Raw genomic sequence first — 12,563 nt, 5'->3', positions numbered from 1 at the left:
CCAACAGCTTCCTTCGACGCGGCGTAGAAGGTCCAGGGCAGGCCATGGACCCTGAAACAAGTTCAGGGTGACGAAGGACAGGAGAAGGGGAAAGCGGATGAAGGGGCCCGGGAAATCGATTGCGGCCGTGTCGCTAGCGGCGCTGATGCTCGCCTCGTGCGGCGGGGGCGGGGGCGGCGGGAGCAGCGCGCCGCCGGTCACGGTCACCCCGACTCCTTCGCCGACGCCCACGCCCACCCCGAGCGCAAGTTGCGGCCTGTCGTCGCGCCAGGCCTTCGCCAAGGCGGTGATCGACGAATGGTATCTGTTCCCGAACGACGTCGCGACGGTCAACGCGTCGAGCTATGGCGACGTCCAGAGCTATATCGACGCGCTGCTCGCCCCGGCGCGCGCGCAGAACAAGGACCGTTATTTCACCTACATCACCTCGATCGCCGAGGAGGAAGCCTATTATACGAGCGGTGCGAGCGCGGGACTCGGGGTAAGGCTCGCCTACGATCCCTATGCGCAGGTCGTCGTCATCGCCGAAGCCTATGAGGATGCACCCGCGCTGGACGCGGGCATCGACCGCGGCGCGCGGATCTCGGCGATCGGCACCAGCAGCGGCAATATGCGGTCGATATCGAGCATCGTCGCGTCGCAGGGCACCGCGGGGATCATCGACGCGCTCGGCCCCGATACGGCGGGGGTGACCCGCGTCCTGCGGGTCACCGATGCGTCGGGCGCGCGCAACGTCAGCGTCACCAAGGCCGAATATGACATCGACCCGATCTCCGACCGCTATGGCGCGAAGGTGATCCAGTCGGGCGGGCGCAGCTATGGCTATGTCAACCTGCGCACCTTCATCAATTCGGCGGCGCCGCAACTGCGCGCCGCCTTCCAGGATTTCCGCGACAAGGGGATCACCGACGTCGTCATCGACCTGCGCTACAACGGCGGCGGGCTGGTGTCGGTGGCCGACCTGTTCGGCGACCTGCTGGGCCGCGACCGCAGCACCAGCGACCTCTTCTCGCAGCTCAAGTTCCGCCCGGAAAAGGCAGCGGAGGAGGACAGCCAGCATTTCTTCACCGCCCAGCCAGAGGCGATCGCCCCGACGCGTATCGCCTTCATCGGCACGCTGTCGACCGCATCGGCGAGCGAACTGGTCATCAACGGCATGCTGCCCTATCTGGGCGCCAACATGACGCTGGTCGGCGACAACACCTATGGCAAGCCGGTCGGTCAGGTCGCGCTCGACAATGCCGAATGCGACGACCGGATGCGCGTGATCGCCTTCGCGCTCGCCAATGCCGACGGACAGGGCGATTATTACAACGGCCTCGCGTCGCGCATTCCGAACAGTTGCGCCGCCGACGACGATCTGAGCCTGCCGCTGGGCGACCCGCGCGAGGCGTCGGTCAGCGCCGCGATCGGATTCCTGTCGGGCCAGGCCTGCACGACGCGCATCGCCGACACGCGCTCCGCCTCCGCCGACCGAAGGACCGGCGCGCCGGCCCGCGGTCCCGACATGCTGGTGCCCGCGAAGCCGACGACGGCGCAGCGCGAACTGCCGGGGCTGTTCTGAGAACGGAAAGGCTTCAGGGTCTGGCCCCTAATTTGATCCGTCCCCGTCATTGCGAGCGAAGCGAAGCAATCCAGGGCGGTTCACACTACTCTGGATTGCTTCGCTTCGCTCGCAATGACGAGCTAAACGTCAGGCCGCCATCAAGATGCCGTGATAGATGCGGTCTTCGAAGGCCGTGCCGGCGCCCATCGCGACGCAGGTCAGCGCATCGTCGGCGACCTGCACCGGCAGGCCGGTCGCGCGCGCGATCGCCTCGTCCATCCGGCCGAGCAGCGCGCCGCCGCCGGTCAGCGTGATGCCTTCGTCGATGATATCGGCGGCGAGTTCGGGCGGGGTGCGTTCGAGCGCGGCGCGGACGGCGCCGACGATCTGGCCCACCGGCTCGGCGAGCGCCTCTGCGACCTCGGCCTCCGACACGCTGACCTCCGACGGGCGGCCGTTGACGAGGTCGCGGCCCTTGACCGCCATGACCATCCCGTCGCCCTGCGGCGCGACGGCACGGCCGATAGTGTGCTTGACGCGCTCCGACGTCATCTCGCCGACCATCATATTGTGCTTGCGGCGGATGTGCGAGGCGATCATGTCGTCCATCTTGTCGCCGCCGACACGGATCGAGCTGCTGTGGGCGATGCCGCCGAGCGACAGCACCGCGACCTCTGTCGTGCCGCCGCCGATATCGACGACCATCGCGCCGCGCGGCTCGGCAACGGGCAGGCCGGCGCCGATCGCGGCGGCGAGCGGTTCCTCGATCAGTTGCACCGCGAGCGCGCCGGCATTGGACGCGGCGTCGCGGATCGCGCGCCGTTCGACCATCGTCGAATCGGAGGGCACGCAGACGACGACATTGCTGCGCCGGCGCAGCCGGCTCGGCCCGCCGAGCGCCTTGTCGATGAAATGCTTGAGCATCTGTTCGGCGATCTCGATATCGGCGATCACGCCGTCGCGCAGCGGGCGCAGCGCCTGGATATTGGCGGGTGTCTTGCCCATCATCGGCTTGGCGTCATTGCCGACGACCTTGACGTGACGCACGCCGCCGCGGGTTTCGAGGGCGATGACCGAGGGTTCGTTGAGAACGATGCCGCGTCCGCGGACGTAGATGACGGTGTTCACGGTGCCGAGGTCGATGGCGATGTCATAGGCGTTGGACGCAAAGCGGTCGAAGAAGCTCATGGCGGGGGGCTGGGCTTTCATGCGCGGAAAACAGCGGTTGCCGGCAGGCCGCGAGCGCCCCTCGACATCCATGCCGGGCATGTGGGCGGGGGCGCGGCAGGTCAATCGGCCCGGCAGGCAGGCCGTTGGTTAATCGCGTCCGGCCGAGCGGGCATTGACCCGGTTTCGGCGCGGCGGCGAGACTGCCGCACAACGGGCCGGAGATTCAACCCGCCGCGCGGCGAATCGGCGACGCTGGCGGGACGAACGGATCGCCGCGCAGCGAGCGGCCCGCGGTCTCTGGCATGAAGCGCAGCGCGGCGAGGCCGATCAGGCAGGCGAAGATCATGTAATAAGCGGGCATGAGCTGGTCGCCCGTCCAGCCGATCAGCGCGCTGCCGATCGCCGGTGCGGTGCCGCCGAAGATCGAGGTCGAGACATTATAGGCGATCGCAAAACCCGCGAACCGCACCGGGGTCGGGAACAGCGCGGGGAAGGTCGCCGAGATGGTCGCGAGCTGCGGCACATAGAGGAGGCCGAGCAGGACGAAGGCGACGGTCGCGCCCGCCAGTCCCGTGCCCATCAGCATATAGAGCGGCACGACCCCGACCAGCAGCCCGATCAGCGAGACGCGCCACATCGGCCGCCGCCCGACGCGATCGGAAAGCGCGCCGGCGAAGGGCAGGAAGAGCATCATGAAGAGCATGCCGACGATCGGCACGATCAGCGCCTGGTCGGGCGACAGGCCGATGCGGCGCTGAAGATAGGTCGGCATATAGCTGAGCAGCGTATAGTTGACGACGTTGAGCGCGACGACGAGCCCGCCGACGACGAGCAGCGGGCGCCAGTGGTCGCGCACCAGCGTGCCGATCCGCGGCGAGCGGCGCGCTTCGGCGACCACGCATTCCTCGAGGAAGATCGGCGTGTCCTCCATCCGCGAGCGCAGATAGGTGCCGATCAGCCCCATCGGCGCGGCGATCAGAAAGGGGATGCGCCAGCCCCAGTCGTGCATCGCCGCATCGCCGAGCGTCAGCGAGAAGAGCAGCATCAGCGCCGCGCCGAGCGAGAAGCCGGCGAGCGTCCCGAATTCGAGAAAGCTGCCGAAGAAGCCGCGGCGGTCGTCGGGCGCATATTCGGCCATGAAGGTCGCCGCCCCGCCATATTCGCCGCCGGTCGAGAAACCCTGGACCATGCGCAGCAGGATCAGCAATGTCGGCGCCCAGAAGCCGATATGGTCGTAGGAGGGGATCAGCCCGACGCCGAAGGTGGCGCCGGCCATCAGCAATATGGTCAGCGCCAGCACCGACTTGCGCCCGATGCGGTCGCCGAGCGGCCCCCAGAACAGCCCGCCCAACGGCCGGACGAGGAAGGAGATGGCGAAGGTCGCGAGCGCGAACAGCACCGCTTCGTCGGTATCGCCCGGAAACAGCGCGGCGGAGATATAGGTCACGCCATAGGCATAGATGCCATAGTCGAACCATTCGGTCGCATTGCCCAGCGCCGAGGCGGCGATCGCGCGGCGCAGCGTCGAAGGATCGGCCGGCGCGCAGTCCGGCGCGGCGTCGGAGGGCAAAGCGGTTTCCATGATCATGTCGTCACCTGTTGCTGGGAATCGTCGGGGTCGGCGGCGGGATCGAGCAGCGCCGCGGTCGGCGTCGTGCGCGGCAGGATCTGGAAATCCTGCTGCGCCTCGCCCGGCACCGCATCGGTCGCCGCGAGGCGCCAGAGGCTGAAAACGAGCATCGCGCCGGCGGCGAGCGCGATGAAGAGGAAGAGCCCGCCCGCACCCGCGCGCGTCATCGCCGCCGCCGCACCGAGCGGGCCGAGCGCCGCGCCGGCGGAATAGAGGAGGACGAGCTGCCCGCTCGCGGTCACGCGCTCCGACGGCAGCAGCCGGTCGTTGGCGTGGGCGACGCTGAGCGGATAGAGCGCGAAGCTGAGCCCGCCGAAGGCGAAGCCCAGCGCGAGCAGCAGCGCCCCCGTGGGCTGCATCGCCAGCGCGATGCTGACGCCGAGCGTCAGCGCGAAGCCGCCGACGATGACGCGGCGGCGATCGTAGCGGTCGGACAGGCGCCCGAGCGGCCATTGCAGCGCCACCCCGCCGAGGATCACCACCGTCATGAAGGTCGCGGTCTGGGCGAGGCTGAGCCCGAGCCGCCGCGCATAGATGGCGGCGAGGCCGTAGAAGGCGCCAAGCAGCAGCCCGGTGATCCCGGCGCCGACGACGCCGAGCGGCGAGGCGGCGAACAGGCGGCGCAGCGGCAGCGAGGCGGCTTCGGCGAATGTCGGCGCTGCGCTGCGCGTCAGGCAGACCGGCAGGATCGCGAGCGAGATCAGGATCGAGGCGATTTCGAACGGCACATGCGGCGCGACGCCGCCGCCCGAGCGCAGCAGCAACTGGCCGATCGCCTGCCCCGAATAGAGGGCGACCATGTAGGAGGCGAGGATCGTGCCGCGCGTGCCCGCCTCGGCCCGGTCGCCCAGCCAGCTTTCCAGACAGACGAACACCCCCGCGACGCAGATGCCGTCGATCAGGCGCAACGCGCCCCACGGCAGCGGATGGCGGACCAGCGCATAGGCGAGGGTGCTGGCCGAAAGCAGCGCGACGAATGCGGCGAAGGCGCGGATGTGGCCGACCCGCCGCACCACGCTCCCGGCGCGCAGCGCGCCGACGACGAGGCCGACGAAATAGGCGGTGGCGACGAGGCCGATGACCATGGTGCCGCTGCCCGCGCGTTCGAGCCTGAGGCCGATCAGCGTCGACAGGAAGCCGCTGCCCGCCATCATCACGAAGATGGCGATCAGCAGGCTTTGGACCGGGCGGATCGAGGCGAGCATGGGCGGGCGGCGTCAGGCGGCGCGCCGATCCTCCGCGAGCGCCTCTCCATCCTCGACCAGCACCTTGTGCAGCGCACGCACCGCGGCATCGAAATCGTGCGGCGCGACGAGGAACTGCACGTCGACGTTGCGGATCTGGTGCTGCATCGCGATCATCGCCACCCCGGCGTCGCCCAGCGCGCGCAGTGCGTCGGGGACGAGGCCGGGGCGCGAGATGTCGCTGCCGATCACCGACACCATCGCGACCGGCTGCGCGGTGATCGCGGCGTCGGGATAGCGGTCCTGCAATTCGGCGACCGCCCGGTTCACCGCGGCGGCGCCGGCCGACAGATAATGGGTGATGGTGTTGGCGTTCGACGATTTGCTGACGATCCACAGCTTGTGGCGGGTCAGCGCGTCGAGGATCGCGGCGTCATAGCCCTTCACCCCGACCATGTCCTGTTCGAAGAATTGCAGCGCCTGCATCTGGCTGAGCCCGGTGACGATCTCGACGCGCGGGACGTCGGAGACATAGTCGCCGGTGACGAGCGTCCCCGCATCCTCGCGGTCGAAGCTGTTGCGCACGCGCAGCGGGATGCCCGACTGGCGCAGACCGCGCCCGGCGCCCGGATGGATCGCCTCCATGCCCAGATTGGCGAGCTGGTCGGCGACGTCGTAATTGGTGCGGCCGATCTTGCGCGCCCTGTCCGCGCCGACCAGCTTCGGATCGGCGCTCGACAGGTGGAACTCCTTGTGGATGATCGCCTCGCGCGCGCCGGTCAGCACCGCGATGCGCGAAAAGGTCATTTCGGTGTAGCCGCGCGCATAGCGGCGCACCATGCCGCCCTCGCAGCCGGCATAGCCGGTGACGATCGGCAGGACGGCGCCCAGGTCGATCGCGGCGAACGCCTCCTCGATCCGCGCGTCGAGGCTGCGCATGTCGTCTTCGTCCCACAAGGTCAGGTCGACGAAGCGCGCGTCGACGTCGCGGTCGCGCAGCAACAGCGCGGTGCTGTGCGCGCTGTGCGCCTCGCCGATACCGGCGAGCAGTTCGCGCACGGTCACGAGCTGATCCTTCAGGCTGAAGCGCCCGTGGCTGCGCAATCGCGCGAGGTCGTCGAGGCAGGCGGCCACCGCGTCGATGCGCGCACCGACGAAGCGGTCGGCCTCGGCGCGACTGTCCGGGCGCGCGAACATCTCCGCGTTGCGGGCGTGCATCGCCGCGCGCACCCGCTCCATCGCCGTGCGCCACGCCTCGGCATCGTCGTCGTCGACGAAATGGCCATAGACGCCGGGCTCGCCGCTCTTCTTGTTCTCGAGCAGCAGGTCGGTCATCCCGGCATAGGCCGAGACGACGAAGATGCGGTTGTAGAGGTCGGCGCCCGAGCGTCCCGCGATCAGCACATTGTCGAACAGGGTCGCGGTCGCGGCCATGGAGGTGCCGCCGACCTTCTCGACGCTGTGACGCCCGTTCATGCCGGCACCGCTTCGGCAAGCGGGCCGCACGCAACCGTCAGCGGCTCGGGATCGCCGCGATGGGCGAGGAACCAGGGGCGCGGCTTGTCGACGCCGAAGGGCGCCTCCAGCCGGTTGCTCACCGCATTATAGACGAGAAAGGCATTGGCGCGCGGGAAAGGCGTGATGTTGCCGTTCGACCCGTGCATCAGATTGCAGTCGAACAGGATGACCGTGCCGGGCTTGCCCGTCGGCGCGACGATGCCGTGCCGGTGCGCCAGTTCGGCGAGGTGGTCCTCGTCGGGAACGCCATATTCCTGGCGCTTGAGCGAGCTCAGATAATGATCGTCGGGCGTCTCGCCGACGCAGGTGAGATAAGTGCGGTGCGACCCCGGAATGACCATCAGCGGCCCGTTGTGCGGCGTGTTCTCGGCGAGCAGCACCGACATCGACAGCGCGCGCATCCGCGGCATGCCGTCCTCGACATGCCAGGTCTCGAAGTCGCTGTGCCAATAGAATTCCTTGCCCTTGAAGCCGGGTTTGTAGTTCAGGCGCGACTGGTGGATATAGACCCGATCGCCGAGCAGGAAGCGCGCGACCTCGGCGAGCCGCGCGTCAGACGCGAGGCGGGCCATCGCGTCGCTTTGGCGGTGGATCTCGAAGATCGAGCGGATTTCGCGGCTCTGCGGCTCGGCGACGATCGTTTCCGCGTCGAGCGCGGCGGGATCGGCGAGCAGCCGGCCCGCCGCCGCCTGCAGATGCGCGACCTCGGCCTCCGAGAAGAGGTCTTCGAGCACGAGATAGCCGTCGCGGTCGAACTGCGCGCATTGCGCTTCGCCGATCGGGGCGTTCGGGGTCCAGTCGCCATGGACGACGGGGTCGAGACGCGGCAGCAGCCCGGCATTCGCCGCCTGCCGCGATGGATAGAGGTCTTTCACGGGACGTCCTTCCGTGGTTGGCGGAGTCACTCGGCGGCGGCGAGATCGGCCTCGGCCGGATAGGCGCCGTTCTCGTCATGCACTTCCCGGCCGGTGACCGGCGGATTGAACACGCAGGCGGTCAATATGTCGGTTTCCGGCCGCACGATGTGGCGGTCATGGTCGTTGAGCGCGTACATCACGCCGGGTCGCAGCTTGTGGACCTCGCCGGTCGCAAGATCCTCGATCGTGCCGGTGCCCTTGAGCACCAGCACCGCCTCGAGATGGTTCTGATAGTGCATCGTCAATTCCTCGCCGGCGAACATCGTCGTGACGTGGAACGAGAAGCCCATATTGTCGTCCTTGAGCAGCAGGCGGGCGCTGACCCAGCCGTTCGAACGGACGTTGCGGTCGGATTTGCGGATATCGCCGAGATTGCGGATGAGCATGGATCGTCTCCTGTCTGTGGGGCGCTTATTCGGCGGCGACGGCGAAATCGTCGGCCACCGCCTCGCGCAGTCGGGTTTCGAGAATGTCGAGGCCGCTCGCGAGCAGCGCGTCGTCGATGATGAGCGGGGCGAGGATCTTGACGACCTCGCCGTGCGCGCCGCTGGTCTCGATGATCAGCCCCGCGTCGAAGCAGGCGGCCGTCACCGCATCGGCCAGTTCGCCCGAACCGACATTGATGCCGCGCATCATGCCGCGGCCGCGGGTTTCGAAGCCGTGCTCGGCCGCCATCGCGTCGAGACGCGTTGCAAGCAGTTCGCCGCGGCGCGCGATGTCCGCCGCGAACGATTCGTCGCCCCAGAAATGGCGCAACGCGGCGGTCGCGGTGACGAAGGCGTGGTTGTTGCCGCGGAAGGTGCCGTTGTGCTCGCCCGGCGACCATCGGTCGAGTTCGGGGCGGAACAGGGTCAGCGCGAAGGGCAGGCCCATGCCCGACAGCGACTTCGCCTGGGTGACGATGTCGGGGGTGAAACCCATGCCTTCGAAGCTGAAGAAGGAGCCGGCGCGGCCGCAGCCCGCCTGAATATCGTCGACGATGAGCAGCGCGCCATGCGCCTTCGCGAGCGCGGCGATGCGGCCCAGCCATGCGGGCGAGGCGGCGTTGAGCCCCCCCTCTCCCTGCACCGTTTCGACGAGGATCGCGGCGGGCGCGTCGAGGCCGCTCGACGGGTCGGCGAGCCGTTGCTCGAGCAGGTCGGCGGTATCGACATCGGGGCCGTAATAGCCGTCATAGGGTTCGTGGCTGACATGGCTGAGCGGCACCCCGGCGCCGCCGCGCTTGGCGGCGTTGCCGGTGCAGGCGAGCGCGCCCAGCGTCATGCCGTGAAAGCCGTTGGTGAAGGCGACGACCATCTCGCGCCCCGTGACCTTGCGCGCCAGCTTGATCGCCGCCTCGACCGCGTTGGTGCCGGTGGGACCGGTGAACATCACGCGATAGTCGAGCCCGCGCGGTTTCAGGATCAACGCCTCATAGGTTTCGAGAAAGGCCGCCTTCGCGTCGGTGTGGAGGTCGAGCCCGTGGGCGATGCCGTCGTCGGCGATATAGTCGAGCAGCGCCTGCTTCAGCACCGGATGGTTGTGGCCATAGTTGAGCGTGGAACAGCCCGACAGGAAATCGAGATAGCGGCCGCCGCGATTGTCGTGCATCCACACGTCGGTTGCCTTGTCGAACTGGCGCGGCATCGACCGGGCATAGCTGCGGACCCCCGATTCGCGGCGTTCATAGATGCTCCGGTCCGGAATCGCGCCGGACGGCTGGGGTGTCATGGTCATGGATTATCCCTGTTCTGTCTGAATCTTGCGGTGGTCGAGCGGACCGATGCGGGCCTGATATTCGGTGGCGTGGGCGCCGGCGAAATGGACGTCGCGGTCGAACAGGACGCTGCGTTCCAGCGGCGCGTCCCAATCGCGTGCGAGGCCGCGGAACAAGGCCCAGGACGCGTCGTTGTCGTCGGTGACGGTGGTCGTCAGCCAGGTCGCGTCGCGCTGCGCCGGGCGGGCGAGCAGCGCCCGGATCATGCGGCCGGCCAGCCCCTTGCCCCGCCCTTCGGCCGCGACCGCGACCTGCCAGACGAAAAAGGCGCCGGGGTCGGACGGCGGACGGTGCCCCGACACCCAGCCGACGATGCGCGCGCCCGTCTCCGCGACGATGCACTGGTCGGCGAAATGCGCGCACTGGACCAGGTTGCAATAGGCGGAGTTGCGGTCGAGCGGCGGACAGCGCGCGATCAGCGCGGTGATCGCCGGCCCGTCGGCGGCGACAGGCTTGCGCAAGTGCAGACCGGGCGTTGCAGCCGGCGCATCCTTCGAAAAGGTTTCCGAGGGCAAGGGGTCATCGTCCTGTTGCCGATCGAGTATCGTTCATCTCCTGAAATATATTGCTGCGCCATGGCGGCGAGTCCGAAAAATATTGGGCCAAAAACATACGGATTGTCGTGCGGCAATCAACCCCTGTACCGAATTATGTTTCACATATTGAAATATAGTCCCGGAAATCCGCCCACCATTATGGGATTGGTGCCGCCCTCTCCTGCCGCTAACAGGAGGCATGCAGACCGAGATTGCCAATGCGACCCTGAAGGCCCTGCGGCGCATCCTGCGCGCGACCGACCGCGGCAGCCGCAAGCTGGCCGCGGCGACGGGACTGACGCCGTCGCAACTGCTCGTCCTGCGCGAGGTCGAGGCGCGCGACGCGGTGACGCCCGGGTCGATCGCCCAGCGCCTGCAATTCAGCCACGCGACGATCACCGCCATCACCGACCGACTCGTCGCGCTGGGCCTCGTCACGCGGCGGCGCAGTGACCGCGACAAGCGGCAGATCTTCCTCGATGCGACCGCCGAAGGCCGCCAACGGCTCGCCGACGCACCGGACATGCTGCAGGAAATCTTCGCGCACCGTTTCGCGGCACTTCCCGCGTGGGAGCAGGCCATGATCCTCGCCGGCACCGAACGGCTGGCGGCGCTGCTGGGCGCCGCCGACATCGACGCCGCGCCGCTGCTCGACGCCGGCCTGATCGACCGCACAGGCGCGCGCGATACGGCCTAGGGCCGCTCGACGGATCGCAATTTACGGAAAAACTGGAGCGGGCGAAGGGATTCGAACCCTCGACCCCAACCTTGGCAACTTGAACGCGACCCTCTTCGGCTGCTTCTTTTTCTACGCTACCGCCCTATAATTGCTTATTTTCTTGAGATTATCGCTGCGGCGCCCTATCCTAGCCTAGCCGCTGAAACGCCGTACAGCGCTGACAATTTGCTGACAATGCCTCGATTCGAGATTTTGTCAGCAAGAGGATTGAGAGCATGCCGACGAGCAAGTTGACAAAACGCACGATCGACGCGGTCATTTCGCCGGCCTCGAAGCAGCTCATCTATTGGGACACCGAGATCAAAGGATTCGGGCTACGCGTCCTTCCCTCGGGCCTGAAAACGTTCATCGTTCAGTATCGCAATGCAGAGGGCATTCAGCGCCGGATGAACCTCGGTCGCTTTGGCGTTCTTACGGTCGAACAGGCGCGCGATCTCGCCCGGCTCAAGCTGGCCGCCGTCATAGTCGGGCAGGATCCGGCCGATGAGGCTCGTCAGTCGCGCAACGCGATGACGGTCGCAGAGATGTGCGACTGGTATCTCACCGAAGCTCGCGCCGGAAATATCCTCGGCCGGAAGAACCTTCCCATCAAGTCTTCATCGCTCGACATGGACGAGAGTCGTATTCGGACCCACATCATTCCCTTGCTTGGAAAGCGCGTGGTCAAGCATCTGAAGATAGCGGATGTCGAGCAGATGCAGACGGACGTAAAGAACGGAAAGACGGCGAAGCCGCGAACCGGGGGGCGTGGCGGAAAAGCGACCGGTGGCCCTGGTGTTGCCGGGCGGTGCGTTGGCACGCTCCAGGCCATCATCGGGCACGCCAAGCACAAGGGCCTGCTGGAGGTTCACCCGACCCATGGCGCGAGGAAACTCGCCGGAAAAAAGAAGACGCGTCGGCTTAGCGTCACGGAACTCGAATTGCTCGGGAAGGCGATTGCCTATGCCGAGGCGAATGGTGAGAATCCTGTGGCCCTCGGGGTTCTGCGTACCCTGTTGTTGACGGGCTATCGCCGCGAGGAAGCACAAGCGATGCAGCGCCACTGGCTGCACGCAGATCGTGGCTATGTGGCCTTTCCCGACACGAAGGGCGGCGCACAGATCCGGGCCATCGGGCCCGCAGCGATCAGAGTGGTGCAATTGCAGGGGGAGCTTGCCGGAAACCCGCACATCTTTCCCTCGGCCGTCGGAAGCGGACCATTTACGGCGGCCAGCGAGTGCTTGAAACGTGTCTGTGGCTTAGCGGATATCAGCGGGGTGACACCGCACACGCTGCGGCACACATTTGGGAGCGTCGCGGGCGACCTCGGGTTTTCGGAACTTACTATCCGGGCGATGTTGGGCCACGCCTCACAGAATGTGACACAAGATTACGTGCATATCGACGAGGCCCTCAAGCTCGCAGTTCAGCGGACCTCCGACGAGATCGAACGATTGCTCACCTCCGGGCGCGCGAAGCTACAACGTCTGGACTGTCAAACGGCGTTCAAAAGGGACCCCCGATCGGCGTCGAAGAGGGACCCCCTTTTCGGATAATATGATGCTGGTTTGTTGAAGATGGCCTTGCG

At 67.2% G+C, this 12,563-nt stretch carries 11 protein-coding genes; 3 read left to right on the top strand and 8 right to left on the bottom strand.

What is annotated here, in order from left to right; genetic code table 11:
• Nucleotides 1–97: 97 nt before the first annotated feature.
• Nucleotides 98–1,564: a S41 family peptidase gene (locus FHR21_RS04080; RefSeq protein WP_184095633.1), complete on the top strand. Its 1,467-nt coding sequence runs from the start codon at nt 98–100 to the stop codon at nt 1,562–1,564.
• A 129-nt stretch (nt 1,565–1,693) separates the two neighbouring features.
• Here the strand turns inward: FHR21_RS04080 and FHR21_RS04075 are convergent, their stop codons facing one another.
• The 8 genes from FHR21_RS04075 to ectA form a co-directional block, all read right to left on the bottom strand.
• Nucleotides 1,694–2,734, bottom strand: coding sequence for a rod shape-determining protein (locus FHR21_RS04075; RefSeq protein ID WP_184095631.1), 1,041 nt, complete (start codon nt 2,732–2,734; stop codon nt 1,694–1,696).
• Between the two features lie 205 nt (nt 2,735–2,939).
• Entirely contained in the window at nt 2,940–4,298 is a 1,359-nt protein-coding gene (locus tag FHR21_RS04070) for an MFS transporter (protein WP_184096445.1), read from the bottom strand.
• A gap of 2 nt (nt 4,299–4,300) precedes the next feature.
• Nucleotides 4,301–5,551 carry an MFS transporter gene (locus FHR21_RS04065; protein WP_184095629.1) on the bottom strand — a complete coding sequence of 417 codons (1,251 nt, stop codon included), beginning with the start codon at nt 5,549–5,551 and terminating at the stop codon, nt 4,301–4,303.
• Between the two features lie 12 nt (nt 5,552–5,563).
• On the bottom strand, nt 5,564–7,006 hold the full coding sequence (locus FHR21_RS04060; RefSeq protein ID WP_184095627.1) for an aspartate kinase: 1,443 nt from the start codon (nt 7,004–7,006) through the stop codon (nt 5,564–5,566).
• Nucleotides 7,003–7,923 (bottom strand): ectoine hydroxylase, encoded by a 921-nt coding sequence (gene thpD, locus FHR21_RS04055; protein ID WP_184095625.1) that lies wholly within the window; start codon nt 7,921–7,923, stop codon nt 7,003–7,005. The genes FHR21_RS04060 and thpD overlap by 4 nt, the downstream gene beginning before the upstream one ends.
• Nucleotides 7,924–7,949: 26 nt before the next feature.
• The gene (locus FHR21_RS04050; RefSeq protein WP_184095623.1) at nt 7,950–8,351 is read right to left on the bottom strand and encodes an ectoine synthase; all 402 of its coding nucleotides are present in this window, start codon (nt 8,349–8,351) and stop codon (nt 7,950–7,952) included.
• Between the two features lie 25 nt (nt 8,352–8,376).
• Nucleotides 8,377–9,681 carry a diaminobutyrate--2-oxoglutarate transaminase gene (gene ectB / locus FHR21_RS04045; RefSeq protein ID WP_184095621.1) on the bottom strand — a complete coding sequence of 435 codons (1,305 nt, stop codon included), beginning with the start codon at nt 9,679–9,681 and terminating at the stop codon, nt 8,377–8,379.
• 3 nt (nt 9,682–9,684) lie between these two features.
• Nucleotides 9,685–10,182: a diaminobutyrate acetyltransferase gene (ectA, locus tag FHR21_RS04040; protein ID WP_276569244.1), complete on the bottom strand. Its 498-nt coding sequence runs from the start codon at nt 10,180–10,182 to the stop codon at nt 9,685–9,687.
• Nucleotides 10,183–10,456: 274 nt separating this feature from the next.
• On the opposite strand from ectA, the gene FHR21_RS04035 reads away from it, so the two are divergent.
• Both FHR21_RS04035 and FHR21_RS04030 read left to right on the top strand, forming a co-directional pair.
• Nucleotides 10,457–10,954, top strand: a complete 498-nt coding sequence (locus FHR21_RS04035; protein WP_184095619.1) for a MarR family winged helix-turn-helix transcriptional regulator — start codon at nt 10,457–10,459, stop codon at nt 10,952–10,954.
• A 257-nt stretch (nt 10,955–11,211) separates the two neighbouring features.
• Complete coding sequence (locus FHR21_RS04030) at nt 11,212–12,531, top strand: tyrosine-type recombinase/integrase (protein ID WP_184095617.1); 1,320 nt, start codon at nt 11,212–11,214, stop codon at nt 12,529–12,531.
• Nucleotides 12,532–12,563 lie beyond the last annotated feature (32 nt).

Source organism: Sphingopyxis panaciterrulae, assembly GCF_014199295.1.
Taxonomy (GTDB): Bacteria; Pseudomonadota; Alphaproteobacteria; order Sphingomonadales; family Sphingomonadaceae; genus Sphingopyxis; species Sphingopyxis panaciterrulae.
Note: the sequence above shows the minus strand (reverse complement) of the source record. Positions and strands in the feature narration are given on the sequence as shown.